This is a genomic window from Fluviibacterium sp. S390, from assembly GCF_049800695.1.
Classification (GTDB): Bacteria; Pseudomonadota; Alphaproteobacteria; order Rhodobacterales; family Rhodobacteraceae; genus Meridianimarinicoccus.
Map to the genome: position 1 here is coordinate 1 of NZ_JBNAFN010000035.1, position 24,674 is coordinate 24,674.

Sequence of the window (24,674 nt, forward strand, 5' to 3'; positions counted from 1 at the left end):
TCGACCCCTTTCGCCAGCGCCTCCTACGCGTGGTTTTCGGCGGCGAGGTGACGGGTCACGATGGTGAGCATATCGACGATCTGCTGCAGACGCCGGTCCTGCCCGACGTCGTGGTGATGAACCCGCCTTTCGCCTCCTCGGTCGATCGCTCCCGAGACAAGCACATCGCCGTCAAGCATCTCATCGCGGCTGCCAAGCGTCTTGCGCCCGGTGGGCGGCTTGTGGCGATCATGCCGCAGGGTTTCACGTCTGAGCGCGATGCTGCGCATTGGTCACGCGCCTGCGGTCTCCTGACGCCGCGATTGGCGTTGACGATGCCGGGGCAGGTCTACCGCAAGCTCGGCACCTCGGTCGAAACCCAGCTCATGGTCTTCGACAAGGTGCAGGAAGACGGCGAGATGATCCGCGCCACTTTGTGCGATCTGGATGAAGCCCTTCCATTTGTCGATGCCGTGGCCGCAACACGGACCGAGATGAGCCCGGCCCAACGGGTTGAAGCGATCCCTCATGCTCGGCCGACCGTTCGATCATCTGTCCCGCGCAAGACCGTTGCCGGTGTTATCACCGCCCCCACAGCCAGGGCCAATGCCGTCCGTCCGCTCAGCTTCACGAGCCTTCAGACCCCGCGCAACAACATGCCCATCTCAGACATCTATGCGCGCTACCGTCCGCAACGGATCGAGATTGCGGATGCGCAGGAACATCCCACGCCGCTCGTTGAAAGCATCGCCATGGCCTCGGTTGCCCCGCCCATGCCCTCAAACACGGGCAGTGATGACTTGCGCCTGCCCGCCCGGTTGATCGAGGAGGGAGATCTCTCCGAGGCACAGCTGGAAACCATCATCATGGCGCATGACGCCCATGGGCGTGACCTCCCGGGGCGCTTCACCATCGACGAGGACCAAACCAAGCTGACGCGCGCCGATGACGACCCGGACGCACGGCCGTATCGCCTCGGCTATTTCCTCGGCGACGGCACCGGCTGCGGCAAGGGGCGCGAATGCGCAGGGCTCGTCCTGGTGAACTGGCTGGCCGGACGCAGAAAGGCGATCTGGGTCTCCAAATCCGCCACGCTTATCGAGGACGCGATCCGCGACTGGACCGATCTTGGCGGTTCGCCCGCCGACATCCAGCCGCTCTCCAAATGGAAACCGGACCAGCCCATCCCGATGGGTGACGGTATCCTCTTCGTCACCTACGCCACGCTGCGCTCGGCGGGCAAATGCGGCACCACGCGGCTGAGCCAGATCCTCGACTGGATGGGCGAAGACTTTGACGGCGTCCTCGCATTTGATGAGGCCCATGCCATGCAGAATGCGGCCGGGTCCGAGCAGGGCAGGGGGGTCAAACCCTCCCAGCAGGGCCTTGCGGGCCTCCGGCTGCAACTGGCCGCACCGCGTGCTCGCGTCTTCTACATCTCGGCCACTGGTGCCACGAGCGTGCACAACCTCGCCTATGCCGCGCGACTGGGGCTCTGGGGGCAGGGCCCCGAATATCCCTTCCCGAGCCGCGAGGGTTTTGTGTCGGCGATGGAAGCCGGCGGCGTTGCCGCCATGGAGGTGGTCGCGCGCGATCTCAAGACGCTCGGGCTCTACACGGCGCGCGCCCTCAGCTTCGATGGGGTGGAGTATGACGTGCTCGAACACGCACTCACTCCGGCCCAGATCGAGATCTACGATGCATACGCGGGTGCGTTTCGGACGATCCACCACAATCTCGAAGCTGCACTGACCGCGACTGGCGTCAACGATGCCTCGGGCGAGACCAATGCCTCGGCCGCACGCGCCTCGGCCAAATCCCGCTTCGAGAGCACGAAGCAGCGCTTCTTCAACCATCTCCTGATGGGCATGAAGGCCCCGACCATCATCCGCGCCATCGAGGACGACCTCGCGGCGGGCAATGCTTGCGCTATCCAGGTGGTTTCGACAGGCGAGAGCCTGCTGAAGCGGCGACTTGAGACGATGGATCCGGAGGACGAGCTCGTCGAGGGTGCCTTGACGCCGCGTGACTACGTCCTGGGATACCTCGAACAGGCCTTCCCCATCCATGCGCAAAAGCTTGTCGAGATCGACGGCAATATGGTGGCCGAGCCGCTCCGCGATGAAACTGGCGCGCTAGTTGTCTCCCGCGAAGCGCTTGCCCTGCGCGATGCGGCCATGATGGAGTTGATGACGCTGGCCCCGATCCCTTCGGCGCTGGATCAGATCCTCTGGGCTTTTGGCGACGAGGCCGTCGCTGAAGTCACGGGGCGGTCGATCCGGCCCCTCAGGGCCGAGGACGGCCATCTTTTCATCGAAAAGCGCAGCGCCAGCAGCAATTCGTCGGAGACCCAAGCCTTCATGGACGGCGAGAAGGATATCCTGATCTTCTCCGATGCAGGCGGCACGGGCCGATCTTACCATGCGGCCCAAACGGCGAAGAACCAGAAACGGCGGCGGCACTATCTTCTGGAGCCCGGCTGGCGCGCGGATGCGGCCATCCAGGGGCTCGGGCGCACGCATCGCTCGGCTCAGGTCAGCGCGCCCTTCTTCCGGGTCTGCACCTCGGATGTGCATGGCGAGAAGCGTTTCACCTCGACGATTGCCAAACGCCTCGACCAGCTGGGGGCCTTGACCAAGGGTCAGCGCGAGACCGGCTCGCAGGGCATGTTCCGCGAGGAGGACAATCTCGAAAGCCCGATCGCACGGGCGGCGCTGCGTGGGTATTTCGCCGATCTTGCCGCCGGGCGCGCCGAGGCGATGAGCTATGAGAGCTTCTCCGACTGGACCGCTTTGCGGCTGATCGACAAGAACGGGGTGCTGCTCGAAGAGCTTCCCCCGATCCAGCGGTTTCTGAACCGAGTGCTGGCGTTGCCCATCCACATGCAGAACGCGCTCTTTACCGAGTTCATGGCGAGAATATCCGACCAGACGGAACGGGCGCGTGCGGCGGGCACGCTCGATCTCGGCGTGGAGACCCTGCGTGGCGAAAAGATCGAGCAGGTCTCCACCGAGGATCTCTGGACCTGCCCGAAATCCGGCGCCGTGACGCGGATTATCGGACTTGAGGTGACGGACCCAGTGTATGTCCTGGTCGCCGAAGAGGCCATATCGCGCAATCCCGACAAGCTGCCGATGGTGAATCGCGCCTCCGGTCGCGCGGCGCTCATCTCGGCGCGGCCCATGCAGATGTATGACGAGGACATTGTCACGCTGATGCGCAAGGCGGTGCGGCCAAACGGGTCGAGCTATCTCGAAGAGGCACGGTTTGAGTCCTCGGCTTGGGAAGAGATCGACAGGCCCGAATTTGCGCAGATTTGGGAGGCCGAGGCTGCGTCCCTGCCAAAAACCACCACGACCAAGCTCTACCTGCTGACCGGGCTGCTGCTGCCGATCTGGAAGGACATTCCGACCACCAATGAGCGCATCTACCGGGTCACGCCCGACGGGGCGACCGCGATGATCGGGCGGACTCTGAGCGAGCAAGGCGCGGCCGCGCTGCGCGCCCGCTTCCTCGTGTCCAACCCGCAAACACCGCAGGAGATGTTGACCGCCGCCCTCGGCACCACCGCACCTGTCGATCTGGGCCGGGGTCTGACCCTGACCCGTCGCCGGGTCGCAGGCGAGATGCGCCTTGAGTTGGGCGGTGCGGATCGGGGCATGATCGATGGCCTCAAGGCGCTCGGCTGCTTCACCGAGATCATCGCCTTCCAGTTGCGTGTGTTCCTGCCGCATGGGGACGGGATCGACACGGGAAGCATTCTGGCCCGGATCGTGGGGCAGCGAGTCGCCAAGGTGGCAGAACAAGCCGCCTGAAAAGTCAAAGCGAGCTTCCGGTCGGGCGGCGTGGATGGGATTTGGCCGATCTGCGCTTTCCGGGCGCGCGCTGACCAATGCCAGGCCCGGCCCCCCCAAATTCAGATAAGAGGACAGACCCATGACCAATCCCCAGATCGACTATGCCGCAATGGCGGCTCAGTGGCGTGCAGAGCGCGAAACCACGTTGAAGGCATCCAGAGTGGAGCTGCTCGCGCAACTACGTGCGCTTGGCATCAGCGAGGTCGCTGTCGAATACGAAGGCTATGGCGACTCCGGCAATGTCGAGGATGTGACGGTGCAGCCTGCAGAGGTCCAACTGCCGGAGCCGCTTGCCACAGAGGTTGGCGACTTCGCCTGGTCGCTCGCCTATCACCATCACCCGGGGTTCGAAAACAACGAGGGCGGCTACGGCACGCTGACCTGGGACATCACCGCCGACAGTGTCACCTTGGATCATGCCGACCGCTATGTCGAATGCTCGCACAGCTATGACGAGGGGCTGTGAGATGGCCCATCCGCTTCATCATGCTGAAAGCTCTGCCCGGAAATTCGGCGGGGTGCCGTCTGACTATCAGGCAGTGCACGACTGGTTCGACGCCTCAAAAGAGCACCTCGCGCTGTTCACGCACAGGGCGCTTCGCCACCATGCCCAAGGCCTGTTTGAGGCTGAACGCGCCTTCGGCCTGACCCTGACCAATAGCGCTGGTCGAGAGATCCCCGTGCGCTGGATCGGTGAGCAGCATGTCCGCGAAGACTGTCAGGGCCGTATTCCGAGCATGGCGGATTGGCTGCGCCGAATCCAGCCCGAACCATGGATGGCCAATGGCCATATCGATAGCCATGTCAGCAGGGAACCCTGCGGCGACCCAAGGTCTGCCTGGGCCTCCGAGGTCGCGGCCGGAAAGACGATCCTTGGCCTGAAGGATTGGATGGCGGCGCGCGCGACGCAAGTCACGCAAAGCGCCTGACAGCTCTCGGCCGTTTGCCAAACGAATGCTGCGCGGAAGCCCGGTTGGACGACCGGGCTTCTTGCGTGGTTTCCCCACCATTCTTCTTGAGGAGGTTCGCATGACACTCGATGACATCAAGGCGGCCGTTGATGCCGGCCAGACCGTGCATTGGGCCAATACCGGCTACGTTGTCCACAAGGACCGGCTCGGTCAGTACCTCATCACCTATGTGCCGAATGGTAGCTGCATCGGTCTGACCGACCGGGGCGGGCACCGGTTGAACGGAAAAGAAACGGAGTTTTTCGTCGCGCAATCGAAGGACGCCGCAGAAAATCCAAGCAGCCAATCAAGACCAGACGGGCAGGGGAGGGGCGTAGCACCCGGAGGCGCGGGGGCCTTCCCACTCGGACGGCAGCTCTGACCCGTGGGCGGGGCTGAAAGGAAAGCAGGCTTTCTGATTTGTGATCCCTCAAGGGGTCGAGAAAGCAATCCCGGATGCGTTGGCAAAAACGTCAGGCACCGGCCAATCCAAAAGGAACCATCCCATGTTCGCAGGAACCCTCACCCGCAATGTCGAGACCGCAGCCGCCGAGTACACCGGCATGATCCACTCGACGCGCTTTGACATCGCCATCCAGTTGGAGGCGCGGGCCAAGATGTCCGAACGCAGCCCGGATTTTGACGTGACGGCAGTCAACAAATCAGGCCGCAAGGTGCGCATCGGCACGGCCTGGAACGAGACCGGCAACACCAGCGGCAACCCCTACATCTCGATGCAGATCGATGTCGGCTTGGGCCCCTTCCGGGTCAACGCGGTGCAGACGAAAGAGGCGCGCGCGGCCCAAAGCGGCGAATTCGAGATCATCCCGCTGGTCTCGAACGGCCTGATGAAATCCGGCTCGATCTCGGGGGAGCTCACCGCCATGGACGCCGACAACGCCTTCACCGGCTACATCGCCAACATGATGTTCGATCTGGAGTTCATGCTGATCGAGAACAGCTACAAATCCGAGGAAACCCACCCCGATTACCGTATCGAGGTCAGCTCGCCCCGGGGCACACCGATCCGCGTCGGCTCGGCCTGGATGGCGAAAAGCAGCCGCACGGGCAATGACTACCTGTCGCTGCTGATCAACACGCCCGATGGCGACCTGCGCGTGAACGCCGTGCAGAACGAAGAGCAGCGCGGCGGGCAGGCCTTCTCCATCATCCCGTTCATCGACAGCGGTGAGCAGCCGCAGGACGCAGGCACGGGGCTGTCGTTGGTCGCCTAATTGGTACGCGAGGGCGAGACGATCTGAACCCAAAGGGGAGCCGTGGGATCACGGTTCCCCTTTTTCCATGTTTGGCTGCATGACGGGCGCCATCTGCTTGCGATCTGCTGAATATGATATACGATAATATATTATCGAATGGACGAAGGTAGGCACATGGTGGCGAGACTGGGAAAAGCTCCGTGGTTCGAGAGCTTTGATGTAGACGCCGAGGTTGAAGAGCTTCTTGCTCATATCCAGCGTTGCACCGGATTTGCGCTGCCTGAACGACAGCGTGATGTCATCATGACCCATGCAAGGGCAAAGCTCGACCGGACAAGGCAGGGATATCTGGAGGCCAAGGCGGCGGGAAAGCCGGTGTCCACATCGCGCCGCGCCTATCTGACCGTCCTGCAGGACACGATCTTCATGGCGATCCCGGAACAGAACCTCGCGCGGATGCCCCTGAGCAAGCAGGTTCTGAACGATCCATCATTTTACGCGGACGCCATGCACTATGCCGCCGCGATCAGCGAGGATGAGCTCTTCATGGCGCTGTCCTCTTCGCTGAAGGACATGACGGTGCAAGACGCCCGGGCGTTCGTCTCGAAGCTCTGGCACAGCACGATCGATGACAATGCCCGCAAATATGCCGAAGCGTTGAAGCGCCCCGAGCGTGAAATCATGCTGCTGCGGCCTGGGAACACCGTGTAAGATCGGAGCCATTCTCTTGGCTTGAGCCCTACCGAGGTTGGCCGCCGCGAACCCCCTTTCCCGGAGGTGGCACCCTGTGCAGCGCGCGAAAGCCGTTGAAGGCGCTGTGGGGACGACTACTGTCGCCAACATGATGAACCGGGATCACATGCGCGTCTTCTTCCGGCGCACCGCGGCGCTTGCCGCTTTTGTCGCGCTGCTCTGGGCGGTTCAGGTTGTCAATTGGATCACCGGCTACGGCCTGAACCCGGCCTTCGGCCTGATCCCCAGGCACGGCAGCGGATTGGATGGTGTCATCGCCATGCCCCTCCTGCATGGAAGCTTCGCGCATCTTATGGCCAATACGCCGCCGCTTCTGGTGATGGGTGGTCTGCTGGTGGCAACGACCACGCGGGCCTTGTTGCCGGTGAACGCCGTGGTGATCGGCCTCGGCGGCGCTCTCGTCTGGCTGTTCGGAAGCTCCGCCATCCATATCGGTGCGTCAGGGCTGGTCTTCGGCTGGTTTGGCTTCCTCGTCGCGCGCGGCTTCGTGGATCGCTCATTGATCACGCTGGGCGCGGCACTGGTGGTCGGTGTCCTCTATGGCTCAATTCTCTGGGGCGTTCTTCCGGGCCAACCCGGCGTCTCGTGGGAGGCGCATCTCTTCAGCGCCATCGCGGGCGCGGCCGCTGCAGCCCTTGTCCGGACGCATGTTCATGTGCCGCGCCTCGGCGGTGTCGATCTGGACTGAAGCGGGCCACTCGACCCAAAGTAGCCAGTAGTTTTTGGCGCGGCGCATGCCCGCTCCTAGTTTGTTGCAGACCTTTGGATCACGATGCAGCAATCAGATACAGTCGTCGGATAAGTCGACATCATCGTCGCTTGTCGGGGAGTCAGCGCCTTACAAGAAGGCCTTAACTTCAGTTGGCTCAACCTTTCAGATCTGTCACCTCATTAATTTTCAAAAGGAAATTTGCTTTTCGCATCGACCCGCAAGGTGCTTTCGTTGCAGGCTAGTTCGGACGCCGCCGCCTCCCACGTGCCGTAGCGCTCCTTTGCCCAGAGTGCGAGCCGTGTCTGAAACCAGTGAAGCCGCTGCTTGCGGGTGCCGGTTCCAAAATCTCCCGGCGGGGGGGCGCCGACAGCGCGCCACTCTTCGAGTGCCTGGCGTTGTAAGGAGACGTTCCATGGCCCATCGGGCCGCGTCGAAACGATGATCGCGGCAAGGCGCTGCAGGTCGCGGATGTTGCGCGGCAGACGCGCCTCTGTGAGAGCGCGCTCCAGCGTCGGGCTCCAGGGCGGATCACCGGGAAAGCCGATCTCGCGCCAGACGCGACCCCAGTCGGCTTGCAGGTCCGCAGGGCAGTCGCGCAGGGGCGGCAATTCAACCTGCAGATGGGCGATGCGGTCGAAGAAATCCGGATCGAGCGACTTCTCCAGTTCGTCGATCGGAAGGTTTGAGGCGCAGACAAGATCGAATTGTGCATCCTGGTGCTCGGTCTCGCCGAGCCGTCGCCAGCGGCGCACCCCGCCTTGCAGCGCGAGTAGTAGAATGCGCTGGGTGTCCCTCGGCAGGTCCTGCACCTCGTCAAGGAACAGGATCCCGCCGTCCGCTTCGTGCAGCAGTCCTCTGCCAACCGCAGACACCTTGTCATTGGTGGCCGCCACACGGCCGAACAGCAACGCTTCGACACCTTCTCCCCTCAGGTGGCCGCAAGAGACCGTAACGACGTGTCGCCCCCCTTTTAGCCTCGCTACAAGGCTTTCAACTACCCGTGTCTTGCCCACGCCACGCTCACCAAGGATCAGAAGCGGCACTCCCGGGACCAAGGCATAGCGCGCGAGCCGATCCAGCGCAGCGCGCCGGTCGGCCGAGAGCGCATCAGGGTCGTAGGTGGCCTGTTCCGGGGTCTGCGCCAGATCTGCACGCAGGGCCGAGAGCCAGGTTGTTGGCGCGAATTCGACCGGAGAGATCCGTGCCGGCGCTCCCGGATCGGGGCGCTGCGAGGACCACAGCCGGGTGCCGGGCGGGAAGGCACCGCCTGCCGCCAGCACAAGCCAGACCGCATGCATCGCAGGCGTGCCGGGCGAGACATTCACATGCAGCGGTTCTTCCAGTGCCGAGATCTGCGGCAGAAGCTTCGCCCGCAGGGTCAGGTAAAGCGTGGCATGGTCTGTAGGGTCGGCGACAGGGAGCGCCATAGTCTCGATCTGCAGGTGCTGTGGTAGGTCTTCGGGGGCCTCTCGCCCTTCTTGCAATAACAGTAGCACCCGCTCGATAGAATGGCCGCGCCTGGCCAAGGCCTCCAACGCCCCGGTCAGGACCGACGTGCCGTGATTGACCGAAGCCCAGCACAGCAGGGTTTCACCGCTCATGTGGCACTCCTGGTCATAACCACGGCCTTTGCGCGGGCCGTTTCGAACAGACGCTCAGCGGCCTCGAGTTGCGCGAGATTCGAGATCACGACCACCCGACGCCCCGAAGGCTCGCGCATCAAGGCAGGGAAGGTCGTAGGCGCTCTATCATCTTTTTCCTTCTTCAATTCCTTGCCATTCGCGTCAATATGGATCGCCCGTGTGGCGACTTGGGGCGGATCGATGCGCCATGTCACGCTCAGCGCACGTGCCAGCGGCAGTTCGGCGGGCATAGCCGGGCGATCGGGGAGCGGGTCGGTGAGTGAGCGCATCGTGACGGTGCCAAGATTAACAGAGCGGTTGGCTGGGATTTCCAGATCCTTCAGATATCCGTCCTTCCACAGCGTCACCTTTTCCATGTCCTGCGTGACCTTCGCTTCGGGATCAAGCCAGGCCTGCGCTGTGCCGGCCCACCCTTCAAGGATTTGCCGCAGACTCTCCGCGCGGTTGCCATCCAGAGAAAGACCAAGTTCGAAGCCTTCCTCCATCCCATGACGTTCAATGTTCGCCGTCATGATCATGGCGCGGTCGCGGTCGGTCCAGATTGCCTTCGCATGGAGCCATTTGAATCCGTACACTTCAGCGCCGGCTTCGGCCAAAGCGGCTAGCGCGGGCATTGCCGCGGGTCTGATCCGCGCGAGTACAGTGACCTTCACCCCAACGTTCGCGCGGGCAATCAGGGCTTGGGTGACCGGATGATCCAGCGCCCAGCCGAAGGAGGAGACTATGATCCGCCTTTCTGACTCTTTGATCAGTTCAAGGGCGGTGTCCTGAATCGAGCGGCGTGGCGGGGAAGTCACAAGGGCCCGACCCGCAGCGGGGGACTCGACGGCTCCGAGGGGCTTTGCGGGTCTGAAATCAGTGCCGCTCATCCGGTGCTCGGCGCGTTCCCAGAAAGCATGACGCAACTCGACGAAGACTGAGCGGACTTCATCGGACGTCAGGCGAAGCCCCAACTCCTCGTTGCGGGTCAGGGCCTCGTCAGTGATGTTGGCGGTCAGTAGCCAACCCTGCGCATTCGGACCTTTGGGGTCGATCAACACTGACTTGGCGTGATAGTCCGCCGCGCTGCGGATCATGGCATGCGGGGCGAGGCGGCGCAGCATCTCCTCATGATGTTCGCGGCAGTGTTTCGAGAAGTCATCCTCCTCTCTCTCCTGCCCGAGGCGGGCTTCCGAGGCGAGCATCATGTAAACCCGCACGCCACGATGAGCGGCAGCCTCCAGCGCCGCGATCATACGGTCCGAGGCAAGCAGGAAGCTGCACAGCACGACCATCTCTTGCGCAGCGCCGATCATTTTCACCAGCGCGTCTTCGAGACAGCGGCTGGAATCGGCGGGCAGCAGGTCGTCATTCCCGAGGCTCTGTTTTGATACGGATCGTGGTTGCGGCACCCAGGCCATGCCGAGCGGGCGACCGATCTGTGAAACGGTTTCGGTACGGGGAGCTTCAGAATCGATATGGCGGTCTACCAGCATCACAGGTTCCAATCTTCGGCGGCGGTCAGGTTCCAAGCGACAGCGCTCAGCGGTGCGCCCGTCTGGACGGGACGGGTGCGGGCGGCAAGGACTGCCCGGGAAGGGAGCCTGAGCGACGCAAAAGCCGCGAAGGGTGCGGCGGCCTGTGCGCACCACGCTTCAAAGCGCCTTGAGCAGGCGACCTCATCGATGCTGTCCTCAAGGCGCCAGGCAGCCCAAGCATCAGCATCGAAGTGGTTGCGGGTGTTAATCTCGATCCTACGCACAGTCGTCTGGTCAAAATTCCCATAGTCAAGCAACTGAACGGGACGCGCAAAAGTGATATCCTCGCTCATATCGCGCCGAGACTCGTCTGGCAGGTTGGCGAAATCTCGGTGCAAAACTTCAGCTTCTGTATCCCAGTCGGAGGTCAATCCTGCTGTTTCCAGAAGCGCCTCGAAGGTCGCTTTATGGGAAAGCTCCGGAGCAGGAAGATCGAAGCTCTTCTCGCCAACCTTCAGGCTGAGGCTCTTTTTTGCGACTTCCCATGTGAGCGTCCCGGTCTTTGACGTGAGCCGTTCCACATTGTTCGGTAAATCGTCGATGCGCTGCCTCTGGCCGCCCATGATCGGCGCGAGGGGCAGACCCTTAAGCGCGTCGAGCGTGGTGTGCGGACGTTCCGTATTACGCTTCGGTGCGTCATACCGGACCTCGTCGAACGCTTTCGATTCCGAATAATCAGTCAACTGGATCAAATTGTGTGGCAGCAGCGGATCACTGGTATGCCAGACCTCCCAGCTACCACGTTCTGCGATGAACACAGCTTCCTTCTTCAGGGCCTCGTGGCCCGCCTCGGTGAGTTTGAAGCCCTCATTTCCCTGCGCCTCCAATGTGCCGGACCGCTCGAGTTGTTCCAGAAGCCGTTGGGCGATCTGCCTGCGCCCCTCGCGTGCGCCAAGCAGGTGGCCTGCTGCTGAAGCCGAAGTAATCCCGTCAGTGTCGCGCGCCATCAGCAGGAATGGCATCAATTCGGGCCGCTTTTCCTCCTTGGCGACCTCACCGGCGAAACGAGTGACATGGATCTCCATGGACCGTGTCAGGGTAAAGGCGGGGATCATTCTTTCTCTCCTTTTGCGATGCTGCGGCCCCAAGGTGCGGCTTCGGCCAGAGATCCGAGCGCGCCGCCGGCCCTCTTGAGGCCAGCACGATGGCCGAAGATCACCAGCCGATGGCGCGCCCGGGTCAGGGCAACGTTCAGCCGGTTGGGCGCGCGCAGGAAGTGCGTGCCGTGAGTATTGCCAAAGCTCAGCAGAACCATATCGGCCTCTTGGCCCTGAAATCGGTCCACGGTGCAGATATCGGCGACGCAATACGGCCCGAACTCGATGCGGCGCGAGCGCGCGGCTCCGCCCGCCAAATTCTGTACCGCACGGCGAAGCGCCCGTTCCTGTACCCGGTAGGGCGACAGGAGCGCGACCTCCCATGCCCCGCCGCCCGGAGGTGGATTGGTCTTCGTCCAGTCGACGAAGGCGCGCAACTCGCGCAGCATCTCCTTGACCTCAGCACGATTGCCGCCCTCTCGTGCGTTGAAGCGCCCGGGAACATGGCTCCAAGTCATGCGCGGCTCGTCCTCCCGCCAGCCCCAGGGGCGGTCGGACATCGTGTCGGCGGTATGCAACGCCTGGCCGCCATAGAATGCCTTGCTAGGAAAGTCGGCGATTTCGGGGTGCATCCGATGTTGCCAAGACAACAGCACATGGCGATTTTTCAAAACTTTTTCGGGCAGCCCGTCTGTCAGCGCATTGCCGCGATCGCGATCCCCGCTGCGCTCAAACCCTTGGCGCAAAGTTTCGAGCACCGAAGGCAGCGCGATTCGACGGGTCAGCGCGATCGCGTTCTTCAACTTGTCATCCGCCGCAGCAGGCAACAGCTTTTCAGTCTCTTGGCGTAGGATTTCCGCCTTGACGCCGGTCTCGTCGCGGAGGCTGTAAAGCGTCACTTGACGCCAGGCGAGCTCATGACCCCAACTGGGTGGCGTCTTGTCGCCGTTGGCCGCGTGGCGCCGGCGCAGGGTGGTCAGCGCATCACCAGAAGCGCGAATAGTTTCCAGATCAAGGCGAAGCGCCTGCGGCCGGGCCTCGAGGGCCGCCGCAGGGCCTATCACGATATCGGCGAGGGCAGCGTCAGGGTCCTCGGGTACCCGGATTGCGACGCCGCGCGCCTCGGCCTCCTCGCGCCAGATCCTATCCTGCTTCGCATTCGCGACCACCGCAGCCGCGCCGCGCTTGCCGGTCTGTGCGTAGAAGCTGTCGACACAGGCATTGCGGCGGTCTTCATCGGGAAGGCAATCGTCGAGCGCGGCGGCAACGCCGTCATCATCGACATAGGGCGACAACTGCTTCGGATCACCCACCAGCACCCAACGCTGCGCGAGAAGTGCGGGCACGAGGAATTCCTGAAAAGTTGTCTTGGAGGCCTCGTCCACGATCAGTATGTCGAAGACTGGCGTGGCTTGGCGGCCCTTCTTGATATCGGGATGTTGCAGGATGCCGATCGTCGATCCGCAGACAAGATTGGCCCCGTCGAGCAACAGGCGTTCGACAATGTGATCCCCATGGGCCGCCCGCAGTTCGTCCAGCAATTTCTGCTGGGCGGCATCGGGCGTCCCAATCCCTCCGAGATAGGCCAGAAGGCGCTGCCGTTCCTGCTTCGTCAGTCGTTCTAGGGTCCATTTCTTTGCTTCGTCGGAAAGGCTTGCATCGCGGCCGATCCGCACTGGAATGACAAGGTCGCGATGCGCACTGCCTTCCGCCATCAACCTTTCCAACACGTTGTCCACTGCGACATGGGTCGACGCGCAAAGGAGCACCCGCTTGCCCATACGCGCCATTTGCAAGATCAGCTCGCAGATCACCGTGGTTTTGCCTGATCCGGGCGGGCCTTCCATCAAGGCGAAATCGGGGGTGGAGAGTGCGTAGCGCACGAAGTCGCGCTGCTCGGACGCGCCGGGGCGGTTGGGATCAGTCAAGACCAACCACTCGGGCTCCGGCACAGGCATGTGGGTAGGCCAGGCGGCAAAGGCTTTCTGCTGCAGCAGTCGTAGCAGTGGGCGATGGGCAGGATGCGGCTGGTTCTGAAGCGCCGAGATCGCGTCGAGCTGCTTGCGCAGTTGATAGCCGTTCGGGCGCAGCGTCAGCGGCTTGCCTTCGGGCGGTAAATCGGCAAGGCGTAGGCGTCCAGCATCGGGATCATGCTCGAGTACGTCGATTTCACGAAAGGTCGGTCTCTCGCTACCGTTTCTGGTTTGCTGCTTCTCGATCCAGGCAACCCTCTCGACCTCCGGGTCGGTAAAGAGCCGCAGTTCGGCCTCGGACAATTCATCGCCGCCACTCTTGTGCAGGCGCACCCAGAAACCGTCGCTCTTTTTCCCCGGCTTCTTTCCTTTGCGACCATTGGAGTGCTGCGGGTTTTTTTCATAGGGGGCATCTTCGGCGGTCCATGCGACGTTCGGAAGATTGTCGGGATCCTCCAACCGCTTCTTCGCGCCTGACAAGAATTCATAGGGAGCCTTGAGCCCGAAAAACGCGTTCTTCATCAATATGTCGGCTCGATGCGGCTCGATCGCCGCGAAGTTGAGAAATGCCATCGGGTTAACTACTTTCTTGTTCAGTGCGCCTGTTTAACGCTCTATCTGACCATCCATAACGGGCGTCGAATATAAATTGAACTCGGCTATGCGGTTAAATGTCCAGATATTGCGGGTGGATTCACCCGTATATTTTTCTTGTTGGGTAGGTTCAGTCAGGGCGCATCGCCGCAGGATGCAAGTGCGGGTCATAATCTTTGCATTCGGTCCGAGAAGGGCATCACATCTGAAAAGACTGGATAGAAGAGGTACGTGTCACCGGGCATTGTTCGGGCCGTCATCTCCGAAACGACGCAAATTCGGTATGATCCGATATCGGGACTGCGGAACAGGGTTATCGCACGCAGCGACCGGGTAACCGTTCCAGCTGGTCAGCAGGGGCGTGCAACGCTCAAGGACCTTTTTCACGGTGGTTGAAACCTGGATAGTCAATTTGGGCCGATCCTATAGCGTGAAAAAAGGGTCTTCAGCTATAAGCCGAGATATAGCGGGAATGCGGCCGAATATAGCATTTTGCATGCCGCAAGCGAGTGAGGACCATCACGTTCGTAGGCGCGCATTGCTACAGTTCTTGTGTGATGCAGAAAACTGGTGTTTTCCGCCATCACTTCGAATGCTGCGAAAAGTAATTCATATAATCGCCAGCGTAGTCGCCTGCAGATCGACCTTGGTCTAAGCCTGTCGGCCTCCCCAGCTCGGTACGCCAAGTCGCAGGGGAGAACGGCCCTTCGGTCCGTCGCGCATTCGGCCATGCGGCCTCACCGCGGCGTCGCGCCTGGCATCCCGGTTTGCCCGCCTCGCGAGCACGTTCCTCCCCGGCCGCTCCGCCGGATTGCGCTCTGGTCTGTTTTGGCCCGAGGCCAAAACGATCCCGCCGCTCCATCCGTCTCCCGCGTCCGGTCGGGCCGTTTGCCTGCTCGGGTCGGGCAAACCTACCGTCAAAACACACACACATGAGCGCGGAAGCATATCCTCCGGATGGCCCCCAAATCAGCCCGCGTCAAGGATCGCAAAACTTTTCGGCGAGGGCGGCGCCAGTGGTGCGGGGCGGTCCCGTGCGTGAGCGCGCGCATGTGTCGGGTGTTGCGCGCGGAAAACTTTTGCGCCCGGCAAGCCGGCGGCTGCGCCGTCCCTGACCCGGGCAGATTCGGAAACCAGGCATTCGGCCATGCCCCCACACTCACGTGGCGGCCTTGGAACCGAACACTGGAGACCAAACATGGCTTACGACACCGTAAACACCTACGAGACCATCGAACTTTTCGGACTGACCGAGAAGGACGCGCAGCTGCCGATCCCAGAGGATCACATCCTGACCGACCGCATCATCCGCGAAAGCTTTGAGGCATTGCTCGGTCCGCTGCGCGGGACCGGGCTTGAGGCAGAAATCGAACCGCTGGCCCATGGGCTCGCCACGATCCTGCAGCGCCGCAAGGTGGCGCTTGGCAAAGAGGTCGACCGCACCGCCGACAAGATCGGCGCGCTGGCAAAATCCCACGACGGATCAGAGATCGCCGAGACCGCGCTCGAAGAGGCGCAGGCGCGCTTCCTGCAGCTGCGCGAGATCGTCAGCGCCATCGAGGTGATGAGCGAGGCTGCGGCGGAATGCTACGAGATCGAGACGGGCCACGCTTTCATCCCGGCAGCCGGGTCGCGCGCAAGCGTCCGGGCGCAAGAGACAGGTGCTGTCTTCGAGGCAAGGCAGCTCCTGGAGCAGCACGACCGCGAGACTGCTGAGAAGTCGAAAGTAGAGGGGGTACCTCTGATCGTCTCAGGCGCCACCGACTGGATCGATGTCGATGTGATCTTCAACACGCTCGACAAGGTTCGCGAACGGATCAAGCAGAACCGCAACCAAGAGATCTTCCTCTGTCACAAGGGTGGCAAGCACGGAGCCGAGATGATCGCCGCCCGGTGGGCCCGGGCACGCGGAGTAGCGCAGGCGCGCTTTGATCCGCGCTGGTCCGCGCACGGGCGTGCGGCACCGTTCAAGTGCAACGACGAGATGCTGGACGACAAGTTCGCGGCGACGGGGGTTGTGCTCTTCGGCGGCAACGGGGTCGCGCTGAACCTCGGGCAGAAGGCGGAAGCGAAAGGCCTGACGGTCATGCGGGTTGCCGATCCGGATAAGAGAACTGCCGAGAAATGAACTGAGAGGGTCGCCTTCAGGCGGCCCTTTCGTCGTTTTCCCAGAACTGTGTGAACATCGGTGGTGTCGCAGTGTACTCCAGCTAGGGGCATCGACAGGCTTGGTGATTGCAATCCGGCCAATCTGGTTTTGGGAATGGTTGGATGGTATCTCTATGCGATTACAGCTTAATGTGGCCCTGCGGCAGAAGAAATTTGTTGCACAGATCAACACCCGCCCAGGTTTTGCCTAGATGCCTTTTTCTCCGGAACGCACCAAAGAGATTCAATCGCGCATTGATGCGCGTTTGCGGTCCGGCCAGGTTAACGATTGGGAAGTGTCCTTCCTCACAAATATGGCTGAACGGTTTCGGCGGTATGGGACGGAGACGCGCCTGAGCAAGGCTCAGTATGCAAGCCTGCACAAAGTCCTGAAACTGGAACGGGAAAATCCCGCCGAGAAAAGGGCAGCGACCGACGACAGGACTTCTCAACCAGCACCGAAGCGCAATACTAGAACCGGTCAGGCAAGACCCCGTCCGGCATCCGTGACCCGCGCGATCAATGCCCCTCGACGTACCGTGCGCAAGGCTCAACGCCAAATCATGGTGCCGTTGGTGATCGTTGTCGGATTCTTCGCATTGGTTGGATCAGTATTTGAATCATCGAACTCGCGATCCACACCCTACAGTCCGCCAACGGTTCCCTCATCGCAAACAGCCGACGCCGCTTACGTCTATGTGACAGGGACACGGGTCAACCAACGTGCTGGGCCGTCTACCTCGAACGCCGTGATGGGTGTCTTGAGTGAGGGGACCCGCGTCGAAAAGCTTCGCGAAGAAGGGCAGTGGACAGAAATTCGGTCCAATTTGGGGACGGGTTGGATGTCTACCAGTTTCCTGTCGTCGGAGGAGCCAGCTACAGAGCGACCCGCCTCCCAGGACCGGTCGCTTCGCGCCAGCGATGTGCGGATCATTGACGGTGATACAATCGATGTTCGAGGCCTGACAGCGAACGTGCGTCTCGTCGGGTTTAACGCGCCTGAGACTTGGAGGCCGTCCTGCACTGCGGAGCGGCAGGTCGGGGAGCGCGCGACAGCGCGTCTCAGTCAATTGGTACGGGGTGCGGCGTCTATTGAATTTGAGCGCGTGGCCTGTTCCTGTCGACCTGGGACAGAGGGTACGGATCAGTGCAATTTCGGGCGGTTCTGCGGCTCATTGTTCGTTGACGGTCGGGACGTGGGCAGTACGCTCATTGCTGAAGGTCTGGCCGTGCCATACCGATGCGGCCGCACCAGCTGTCCCCCACGCCCTCAACCCTGGTGCCGATAGCAGGAATCCCCACTCGACACAGACGACGGGTCTTCGCGCGCGGCGGAACGCTGACCCGCCGCATCGCGAGCGTGACGGATCGCTATCCAGATGCATTGGATCAGAACGAACCAGGCCATCTTCGGTCACGATCGACGGGTTTGATGGCGGCTTTAAAGTGGTGGCACAAATTTGGGTCTCTCCTTTTTGCTCATTGATGTGGATCGCACGGGGTCGGCCCAATCGTGCCCTGCGCTTCGCTCCGGCAAGCACAAATACGGCTTCCATGGCGGAGCCGCGGACCCTCCGCATTTGCACTTGCGACCGGGCCTCTTGCCCCCGTGCCGGGTGATCCCCATCGCAAAAAGGAGTAACCCAAATGACCAACCACTACGTCGCCACCGTCCCCGTCAAGTTCACCGATACCGATGGCGAGGAGCGCACCCGTTTTCAGCGCGTGGGTGCGATGTTCCGCAACACCCGCAATGGAGATGGCTCGGAGTTCTTCAGCCTCAAGCTCGACTTCCCGGTCGCGGTCTCGGAGCTGGTGATGTTCCCACCGAGCGCGAAAGATCCCCAGGACTAAATCCTCTGACGAGGATGGGCCGCCCCGAGACGATCTCGAGGCGGCCCGATCCCTGTTCCAGGGATGCCGGGTCCGGCGGTCAGATCGCCCGAGGCGACCTCACGAAGCCGCCGGTCGCTGCGCGTTCAAGGGACGCACTTCCCCCGGAATGATCAGGCCGCGACAGAGCCGCCAGTCAGCCTCAAGGGGGCCATCCACAAAAACCTATCGGCCAGGGCCTCCCGGTTTTTGCGGCAGAGATTTGGCGGAGCCAAATCTGGCCCTCCTTGACCCTGCCTGTCCGCTCTGTCGGTGGGGTTTGCGCCCGCCCGCGGTTCCGTCCGAACACATGCGTGTTCGGTCAGACCCTCGGGCGGTGTTGGGGAAGGGGACCCAATGGACAGGTGGGTCGCCCGGTGGTGAGGGGGCAGAGCCGCGTCCCTGCGGGCCGCGGGGGAAGCGGACACCAAGGCTGCCTGAGCCTAAATGCAACGTAAGTATATTATTGACAGATGGGTATATTATCGTAAGGTAGGGGCAGCCTTGGTGGAAGGTGGCAGGAAATAGGGGGTCTTTCTTCGCATGTCTCGTTCAAGACGTCTCACAGATGCGGACCGCATGGAGATCGTTCGCGAGGCTGCGGAAGGTGTGTCGACATCCGTGTTGGCGGAGCGGTTTGGCGTGTCGCCCCGTGCGATCCAGTACACGCTCAAAGCCGATGCCGAGCGTCAGGTGGATGCCGCGATCCCGGTTTCAGCGGTCAGTGTGAAGGTCACGGCCGCGGAGCTTGAGGCGCTCGACGAGGTGTTGGCGAAGGCCGGGATCGAGAGCCGGGCCGAGGGGCTGCGGCGGCTCATCCAGGCGGCAGGCGGGGTGTTCGTTCCGGATGCGCAGATGGCAGCCGAGATGGCGCGTTACCGCGCCTCTCTGCACGAGGTTGGCAATGGTGTCGCGCAGATCGCCAAGCAGATGACGAAGGTCAACCGGCAAGGGCAGGGGGCAGATGGTGGCACGCGTGCCGCGTTCTCGGAATTGCGCCTTGCGCAGATGCGCGGGTTGGCGCGGTTCATCCTGGATTCTGCTGACGAGATCGATCTGCTTCTGCGCCGCCGTCGGGACGCAATGCAGCTGCAGGCCACGGCCGCGCTGAGGGAGTTTGCCCATGCGGCTGAATGATGCTGTTGATGCCGTCACGGGCGAGGTCTTCCGGGACGGCTGGAGCCGCGTCCGGGGCTCGATGCAAGGTCTGCACGTGGCCAAGCAGACCCAGCTTGTGCGCGCGGCGGCAGGGCATCGGCCAGCGGTCTTCAAGGCGATCCGGGGCGGGGGCACGCATACCAAATCGCAGCTCGCAAACCAGCTCGATTACCTCACCACCAAGTCCACCCATATCGTGGACAGTAGCGGGTTCCTCGATGGCAAAGCGAAGCTCGAGGCGCGTGACATGAAGGATCTGACCGAGCGCTTTGCCAAGCGGTGGGATGCAGGCTTCAAACCCAAGCTGGGCCAGACCACCCACATGCTCATGTCGTTCCCGATTGGCACGCGCGGCGAGGATGTGCGCGACATCGCGACGGATGTGGCCGAGCGGTTCTTCCAGAGTGACGCGGGGCATTTCGACTACATCATTGCGGTGCATGAGGACCGTGATCACCCGCATGCGCATCTGGTTCTGAACCGCCGCTCGCAAGAAGGCGAGTTCTTCTTCCTCGGCCGCAACCACCGCTTCAACTATGACGATTTCCGCCTCGCCATGGTCGAGGAAGCCGAAAAGTATGGCGTGCGCCTGGAGGCCACGCGCCGCGTCGATCGCGGGGTTGTGCATTATCCCGCCCGGACCCGCGAGGTTTACGCCGCCAAGGAAGAAGGTCGCGCACCCCGCGAGCGCGAACGCGTGGGGGCTGACCTGACCCTGACGCTGGCGGAGATCGCCAATACCAGAACCGCCTACCACTCGCTTGCTGCGGAAGCCTCCCGTGAGGCCCGCGAGGATATCGCGGCAGCAATCTTCCGCGCGGGCGAGGTGCTGGCGCGCGGCGGGCAGGTGGACCGAACAGGAGATGTCTATATGGCCGAGGATCAAAGCTTCGAGGATCTGAGAAGCCTCTATGCGGAAAAGCTCGCGCGGGTGCAGGGCATGATCGCCGAGAAGTCTGACGCGGAACGTCCCGTGCTGGAAAAGCGCCTCATCGAGATCCAGACGCAGGTCCAGCACATGCAGCCTCTCGGTTTGCGATCATCCACGCTGTCAGAGACCCCCTCGGAGGGCGGGATCTATTCCGAAGCCAATATTGACGCCAGCCAGCGCGAGCGACTGGCCGAGCCCGACTTGAGATCACGCATTGACGTAGCACTAAGGGGCACCGGGATCAGAACATCGGAAGTGGTGGCCCGGATCGAGACGGGCGCCTCAAATGCAGCGCTCGAGCATCAATGGATCGCCAATGATCTCTCCAAAGTGGCTGAGGCGCGCGATCTGAACCTCGAACGCCGCGCCGATCTGGAACAGGCGCGCGACATTCTCAACGATGTGCACGTCGAACTTGGCACGCTCTTGGAGCGGGAGAACGTGCTGCGCCGGGATGGTGTCATGGAAGCGGACCCGGTCAGCGAGCGGTTCCATTATCATGAGGTCGCGGTCCGGGCGATGGAAGGGACAATCCGTCAGGAAATGCGCGCTGACGGTCTGACAGCGCGGCAAATCGAGGACCGGGACTGGGAGGTGGTCTCGCGGGCGGAGCGCCGGATCGAGACGGAGCAGCGCGCGTATCTTGAGGCACATCCGGAGCTGCTCGCACGCCCTGGCGATGTGATCGACCGGTCTGAACTTTACAGGGAGACCATCACCGATGCTTCCCGTGCCAGTGAGATCACCCGCGAGGTCGACCGCATCATGGAGGCACGCGATGTCCGCACGCCCGTTGCAGATGCTGTCGCGGATGACCTACGAGCGCGCTATCCGGACATGCCGTCCCATCTCGCCCGTGGGCTCGGCGCGACCTATGCGGCCGTCGTTGAGGTAAGCGACACGGAGGCCATCAACCAGGTCCGCCGCGAAACCGAGATGCGCGAGGGGCTCGGGTCTGGCACGCGCGACGCACTCCTCGCAGCCCGCGGTGAAACTGCGCCGCAGTCTGACAATACCGATCGCCTCGCAGACGAGATTGCCCGTGTCCTGGACCATGAGCGGGCGGGGGAGTTGTCCGCGCCCTTCGAGACCGAGGCGGAGCGGGACGCCTTCCGCGGCGAGATCGCGCGCGTGCTGGATGACCGCCAATTGGGCCGCCTCACATCCGGCGATGCCGATGCGCTGGACAAGGTTCTCGAGGACCGCCTCGACCGGCTCTATGTCGCCAAGGTCTACCTGCAATCGGATGCAGCGACGGCCAACACGGAGGCCTTGCGCCAGGTGGTCGATGATCTTGCCGACACCGAATACGAAAAACACCGCACTGGCGATGTGGATGGCGAGACCGAGCGGGGACAGGTCCATTGAGCGCCTCCATGGGAAAAGCGCGGATCGCCACGGGCGTCCTGCTGGTAACGCTGGTGACCGCCGCCATAGGCTACACCATCGCCTCGGCGGTGCTGACCTATCAGGATCTCGGCTTCGGGGCCGAGATCGACTTTGCCTATATCGCGCAGAACTATCTGGTGATCCTCGATCGTCGCCCGGAGGACGCGCAACTCATCCACCTGATTATCGGCAGCTTCGCCGCCGTCGGCCTGATGCTGAGCCTCGCTCTCTCGGGATCGGCCCTCACACGGTTTGGCCAGACCCATTGGCAGAGCACGCGCGAGATGAAGGCCAACGGGTTTTTCGGGGCGCCCGGGACCGGGTTCATCCTCGGCAAGCTGGGGCCGCCGGGCTCCCGCGCCAAATACATTTGCTCGAAGGTTTTCCCCCATGCGCTGATTGTGGCGCCCACGGGCCGCGGCAAGACCACGGGCTTTGTCATTCCGAACCTGCTGACTTGGCAGGGCTCCGCCGTGACGCTCGATGTGAAGGGCGAGTGTTTCGAGGCCACGGCCCGGCACCGCGCAGCTCAGGGCGACAAGGTCTATCGCTTTGCCCCCACCGATTGGGAGGGCAAGCGCACCCATCGCTATAACCCGCTCCTGCGTATCTTCGAGCTGAAAGATCCCGCGCGCCAGCAGATGGAATTGCAGCTCTTAGCGACGTTGTTCCTGCAGAGTGACAACGACCGGGTGCAGGGCCTCCTCAAGGGCGGGATCGATCTCTTCGTGGCGGCAGGCCTGCTGGCCTTCCAGCGCAAGCGCCCCACTTTGGGCGAAATCTACCGCATCGCGGCCTCGGGCGGGAACAAGCAGAAGGAGTATTTCGCGCGCGGCCACGAGGTGGACAACAGGGCCGCCAAGCTGATCTTCACGCGTCTGGCCTCGACCAACAACGACACGCTGACCTCATACGTTTCGCTCCTGATGACCTCGGGGCTGGACCAGTGGCAAAACCCGGCCATCGACGAAGCGACGGCGGTGTCGGACTTTGATTTCCGCACGATCCGTAAGAAACCCTTTTCGGTCTACCTCGTGGTCCAGCCGTTGATGGTGAAGCCGCTTGCGCCGCTGATCCGCCTCTTCTTCTCCGATCTTCTCTCGGCCATGCAGGAAAAGGACCCCGGGCCGGATGAGCCTTGGCCGGTGATGATCATGCTCGATGAGTTCAACCGCCTGGGCAAGATGCCCATCGTGGTTGAAAGCATCGAGACCCTGCGCACCTATCGTGGGCACCTGGCCGTCGTCACTCAGACCATCCCCGCCCTCGATGAAATCTACGGCGAGAACACCCGCCGCGCGCTGCAGGGCAACGCGGGCGTGAAGCTCTATCTGACGCCCTCCGATGATAAGACAGTCGAGGAACTGAGCAAGGCGGTCGGCAAGACCACGAAGACCGTAATCACGCGATCCCAGTCCATCGGCAAGAACCCCTTTGAAGGGCGCAGCCAATCCAGCCGGACCGAAGAAAGCTCATTGTTGCCTGAAGATGACGCGCGCCGCCTGCCGCTCGACGAGATCGTCATGGTCATCGACGCGCAAATGCCGGTCCGGGCGAAGCGGATCCAGTACTTCGACGATCGACTGTTCAAGGCGATCCATGCGGCGCAGACAGGCGAATTACCGTTTCCGGAGCCGGGGGGAGGGGGGCCGCAGGGCAATCTGCCGCTGAGTGTGCGCGCCATGCCGATGACACCGCCGCCAGACGGGCCAGGGGGAACAGAAGCCGATGTGGAGAGGGCAAGCCAGGCTTCGGCGGGTCAACTGTCACGACAAACTGACGGCGTTCCAAAGAAAACCGCGCCCGTCGTTCAAGCCGTTATCGCCGAGGAACAGCGACAGATGGAGATGGAGTTTGCCGCGCAGGTGCCTGCGACCGATTCAGAAAGAGAGTCGGACAAAGAGCCCTTACGGAATGCCGTGGGTGGTTTGGAGGAGTTGGAGTTGACGGTGAAACAGAACCTTTGAGCCGGTGTGGCTTTTTGTGCGAACGGGATTGGTCTGGAAGGGAGGATCGAAGCCGAACAGTCGCCGGGTTATCAATTGACGCACGAGCTGACATCAGCCTCTGGCAATCTGTCGACGCCATGGTGGTTCCTTGGCCCTAAGTTTGCATCCTGTTGTGTATCTTAAGGTGCATCGGCGAGCTGCCGTTTACTTGATGAACGCCACGTGGAGTTTCATGTTGATCGGGTACATATTGCCACGTTCATAAGAGCAGCAATAGCTTGCTAGGGCTGCGCGTGAAATGCCAGAAACGGATTGCTGCGCTGTGACTGGCGACGGTACTCTGCAGGGGATTGTTTATGTTCCTTGGTGAACGCTTCGTAGAAGGCGGATAGCGACGCGAACCCACTATCGAGTGCGACAGATGACACCTTCGCCTCGGTTTCGACTAGGGTCAGGACTCGTTCTTGTCTCAAAGCCAGAACATGACGGTTGCGGCCAATGCGATGGCTGAGAGGAAGACTTTTGGGCATCGGTCGTAGCGAGTGGCCACACGCCGCCAGTCTTTCAGTCTTCCGAACATGATCTCGATGCGGTTGCGGCGCTTGTATCGACGCTTGTCATACTTGATGGCTGTCTTGCGCTGCTTTCGGCCGGGGATACAGGCTCGTATCCCCTTGTCTTTCAATGCTTCTCTGAACCAGTCTGCGTCATAGCCCCGGTCCCCGAGCAGCCACTCGGCATTCGGCAGGCTGCTCACCAATGCCCGTGCGCCGATGTAATCGCTCACCTGCCCGGCGGTGACGAAGAGATTGATTGGTCGCCCCAGGCTGTCGCAGACGGCGTGCAGCTTTGTATTCATACCGCCCTTGGTTCGGCCGATCAGGCGGCCACGCCCCCCTTTTTAACGCCCAGGCTGGACGCGGTGCGGTGTGCCTTCAGATACGTCGCGTCGATCATCACGGTCTTTTCTTCACTGTGTTCGGCGGCCAGCCCAG

Annotated in this window: 18 protein-coding genes and 1 pseudogene; 13 read left to right on the forward strand and 6 right to left on the reverse strand. The window is 62.1% G+C overall.

Annotation, left to right across the window (positions count from 1 at the left end):
• The 7 genes from ACP15K_RS18955 to ACP15K_RS18985 all read left to right on the forward strand — a co-directional run.
• The coding region (locus ACP15K_RS18955) for a strawberry notch-like NTP hydrolase domain-containing protein (protein WP_424991287.1) at nucleotides 1-3,794 on the forward strand (3,794 nt) is incomplete at its 5' end.
• A gap of 121 nt (nucleotides 3,795-3,915) precedes the next feature.
• A complete protein-coding gene (locus tag ACP15K_RS18960) occupies nucleotides 3,916-4,302 on the forward strand; it encodes a DUF6878 family protein (protein WP_090525086.1) in 387 nt (128 codons plus the stop codon).
• 1 nt (nucleotide 4,303) lies between these two features.
• Nucleotides 4,304-4,765, forward strand: coding sequence for a DUF6915 family protein (locus tag ACP15K_RS18965; protein ID WP_424991288.1), 462 nt, complete (start codon nucleotides 4,304-4,306; stop codon nucleotides 4,763-4,765).
• Nucleotides 4,766-4,865: 100 nt separating this feature from the next.
• Complete coding sequence (locus tag ACP15K_RS18970) at nucleotides 4,866-5,168, forward strand: hypothetical protein (protein WP_424991289.1); 303 nt, start codon at nucleotides 4,866-4,868, stop codon at nucleotides 5,166-5,168.
• 124 nt (nucleotides 5,169-5,292) lie between these two features.
• A complete protein-coding gene (locus ACP15K_RS18975; RefSeq protein WP_037275572.1) occupies nucleotides 5,293-6,021 on the forward strand; it encodes a DUF736 family protein in 729 nt (242 codons plus the stop codon).
• A 156-nt stretch (nucleotides 6,022-6,177) separates the two neighbouring features.
• Nucleotides 6,178-6,714 carry a hypothetical protein gene (locus ACP15K_RS18980; protein ID WP_424991290.1) on the forward strand — a complete coding sequence of 179 codons (537 nt, stop codon included), beginning with the start codon at nucleotides 6,178-6,180 and terminating at the stop codon, nucleotides 6,712-6,714.
• Between the two features lie 148 nt (nucleotides 6,715-6,862).
• Nucleotides 6,863-7,444: a rhomboid family intramembrane serine protease gene (locus ACP15K_RS18985; RefSeq protein ID WP_424991297.1), complete on the forward strand. Its 582-nt coding sequence runs from the start codon at nucleotides 6,863-6,865 to the stop codon at nucleotides 7,442-7,444.
• Between the two features lie 203 nt (nucleotides 7,445-7,647).
• Here ACP15K_RS18985 and ACP15K_RS18990 read toward each other — a convergent pair whose 3' ends face one another.
• Genes ACP15K_RS18990 through ACP15K_RS19005 form a run of 4 tightly spaced genes read right to left on the reverse strand, consistent with a single transcriptional unit; the run spans nucleotide 7,648 to nucleotide 14,211 of the window.
• Nucleotides 7,648-9,069 (reverse strand): sigma 54-interacting transcriptional regulator, encoded by a 1,422-nt coding sequence (locus tag ACP15K_RS18990; RefSeq protein ID WP_166195069.1) that lies wholly within the window; start codon nucleotides 9,067-9,069, stop codon nucleotides 7,648-7,650.
• Nucleotides 9,066-10,586, reverse strand: a complete 1,521-nt coding sequence (locus ACP15K_RS18995) for a phospholipase D-like domain-containing protein (protein WP_166195072.1) — start codon at nucleotides 10,584-10,586, stop codon at nucleotides 9,066-9,068. Before ACP15K_RS18995 ends, ACP15K_RS18990 begins: the two co-directional genes overlap by 4 nt.
• The gene (locus tag ACP15K_RS19000) at nucleotides 10,586-11,683 is read right to left on the reverse strand and encodes a hypothetical protein (RefSeq protein WP_166195077.1); all 1,098 of its coding nucleotides are present in this window, start codon (nucleotides 11,681-11,683) and stop codon (nucleotides 10,586-10,588) included. The genes ACP15K_RS18995 and ACP15K_RS19000 overlap by 1 nt, the downstream gene beginning before the upstream one ends.
• A complete protein-coding gene (locus tag ACP15K_RS19005) occupies nucleotides 11,680-14,211 on the reverse strand; it encodes an AAA domain-containing protein (protein ID WP_424991291.1) in 2,532 nt (843 codons plus the stop codon). Before ACP15K_RS19005 ends, ACP15K_RS19000 begins: the two co-directional genes overlap by 4 nt.
• 1,219 nt (nucleotides 14,212-15,430) lie before the next feature.
• Here ACP15K_RS19005 and ACP15K_RS19010 point away from each other — a divergent pair.
• From ACP15K_RS19010 to ACP15K_RS19035, 6 genes are all read left to right on the forward strand, one after another.
• Nucleotides 15,431-16,360, forward strand: coding sequence for a DUF2493 domain-containing protein (locus ACP15K_RS19010; protein ID WP_424991292.1), 930 nt, complete (start codon nucleotides 15,431-15,433; stop codon nucleotides 16,358-16,360).
• A gap of 583 nt (nucleotides 16,361-16,943) precedes the next feature.
• Nucleotides 16,944-17,669, forward strand: a complete 726-nt coding sequence (locus tag ACP15K_RS19015; protein WP_424991298.1) for an SH3 domain-containing protein — start codon at nucleotides 16,944-16,946, stop codon at nucleotides 17,667-17,669.
• 358 nt (nucleotides 17,670-18,027) lie between these two features.
• On the forward strand, nucleotides 18,028-18,234 hold the full coding sequence (locus ACP15K_RS19020) for a hypothetical protein (RefSeq protein ID WP_424991293.1): 207 nt from the start codon (nucleotides 18,028-18,030) through the stop codon (nucleotides 18,232-18,234).
• 561 nt (nucleotides 18,235-18,795) lie between these two features.
• Nucleotides 18,796-19,389, forward strand: a complete 594-nt coding sequence (locus tag ACP15K_RS19025) for a helix-turn-helix domain-containing protein (RefSeq protein ID WP_424991294.1) — start codon at nucleotides 18,796-18,798, stop codon at nucleotides 19,387-19,389.
• Nucleotides 19,376-21,709: a relaxase/mobilization nuclease domain-containing protein gene (locus ACP15K_RS19030; protein WP_424991295.1), complete on the forward strand. Its 2,334-nt coding sequence runs from the start codon at nucleotides 19,376-19,378 to the stop codon at nucleotides 21,707-21,709. Before ACP15K_RS19025 ends, ACP15K_RS19030 begins: the two co-directional genes overlap by 14 nt.
• Nucleotides 21,710-21,717: 8 nt before the next feature.
• A complete protein-coding gene (locus ACP15K_RS19035) occupies nucleotides 21,718-23,697 on the forward strand; it encodes a type IV secretory system conjugative DNA transfer family protein (RefSeq protein ID WP_424991299.1) in 1,980 nt (659 codons plus the stop codon).
• A 263-nt stretch (nucleotides 23,698-23,960) separates the two neighbouring features.
• Here ACP15K_RS19035 and ACP15K_RS19040 read toward each other — a convergent pair whose 3' ends face one another.
• Nucleotides 23,961-24,209, reverse strand: a complete 249-nt coding sequence (locus ACP15K_RS19040; protein ID WP_424991296.1) for a helix-turn-helix domain-containing protein — start codon at nucleotides 24,207-24,209, stop codon at nucleotides 23,961-23,963.
• A pseudogene (locus ACP15K_RS19045) lies at nucleotides 24,149-24,674 on the reverse strand (IS5 family transposase); the annotation flags it as partial. The gene ACP15K_RS19040 and the pseudogene ACP15K_RS19045, both read right to left, overlap by 61 nt.

Excerpts from the sequence above, each read along its gene's own strand:
- ACP15K_RS18960 (WP_090525086.1), top strand. The coding sequence starts at position 3,916 with ATGACCAATCCCCAGATCGACTATGCCGCAATGGCGGCTCAGTGGCGT.
- ACP15K_RS18965 (WP_424991288.1), top strand. The coding sequence starts at position 4,304 with ATGGCCCATCCGCTTCATCATGCTGAAAGCTCTGCCCGGAAATTCGGC.
- ACP15K_RS18970 (WP_424991289.1), top strand. The coding sequence starts at position 4,866 with ATGACACTCGATGACATCAAGGCGGCCGTTGATGCCGGCCAGACCGTG.
- ACP15K_RS18975 (WP_037275572.1), top strand. The coding sequence starts at position 5,293 with ATGTTCGCAGGAACCCTCACCCGCAATGTCGAGACCGCAGCCGCCGAG.
- ACP15K_RS18980 (WP_424991290.1), top strand. The coding sequence starts at position 6,178 with ATGGTGGCGAGACTGGGAAAAGCTCCGTGGTTCGAGAGCTTTGATGTA.
- ACP15K_RS18985 (WP_424991297.1), top strand. The coding sequence starts at position 6,863 with ATGCGCGTCTTCTTCCGGCGCACCGCGGCGCTTGCCGCTTTTGTCGCG.
- ACP15K_RS18990 (WP_166195069.1), bottom strand. The coding sequence starts at position 9,069 with ATGAGCGGTGAAACCCTGCTGTGCTGGGCTTCGGTCAATCACGGCACG.
- ACP15K_RS18995 (WP_166195072.1), bottom strand. The coding sequence starts at position 10,586 with ATGCTGGTAGACCGCCATATCGATTCTGAAGCTCCCCGTACCGAAACC.
- ACP15K_RS19000 (WP_166195077.1), bottom strand. The coding sequence starts at position 11,683 with ATGATCCCCGCCTTTACCCTGACACGGTCCATGGAGATCCATGTCACT.
- ACP15K_RS19005 (WP_424991291.1), bottom strand. The coding sequence starts at position 14,211 with ATGGCATTTCTCAACTTCGCGGCGATCGAGCCGCATCGAGCCGACATA.
- ACP15K_RS19010 (WP_424991292.1), top strand. The coding sequence starts at position 15,431 with ATGGCTTACGACACCGTAAACACCTACGAGACCATCGAACTTTTCGGA.
- ACP15K_RS19015 (WP_424991298.1), top strand. The coding sequence starts at position 16,944 with ATGGTGCCGTTGGTGATCGTTGTCGGATTCTTCGCATTGGTTGGATCA.
- ACP15K_RS19020 (WP_424991293.1), top strand. The coding sequence starts at position 18,028 with ATGACCAACCACTACGTCGCCACCGTCCCCGTCAAGTTCACCGATACC.
- ACP15K_RS19025 (WP_424991294.1), top strand. The coding sequence starts at position 18,796 with ATGTCTCGTTCAAGACGTCTCACAGATGCGGACCGCATGGAGATCGTT.
- ACP15K_RS19030 (WP_424991295.1), top strand. The coding sequence starts at position 19,376 with ATGCGGCTGAATGATGCTGTTGATGCCGTCACGGGCGAGGTCTTCCGG.
- ACP15K_RS19035 (WP_424991299.1), top strand. The coding sequence starts at position 21,718 with ATGGGAAAAGCGCGGATCGCCACGGGCGTCCTGCTGGTAACGCTGGTG.
- ACP15K_RS19040 (WP_424991296.1), bottom strand. The coding sequence starts at position 24,209 with ATGCCCAAAAGTCTTCCTCTCAGCCATCGCATTGGCCGCAACCGTCAT.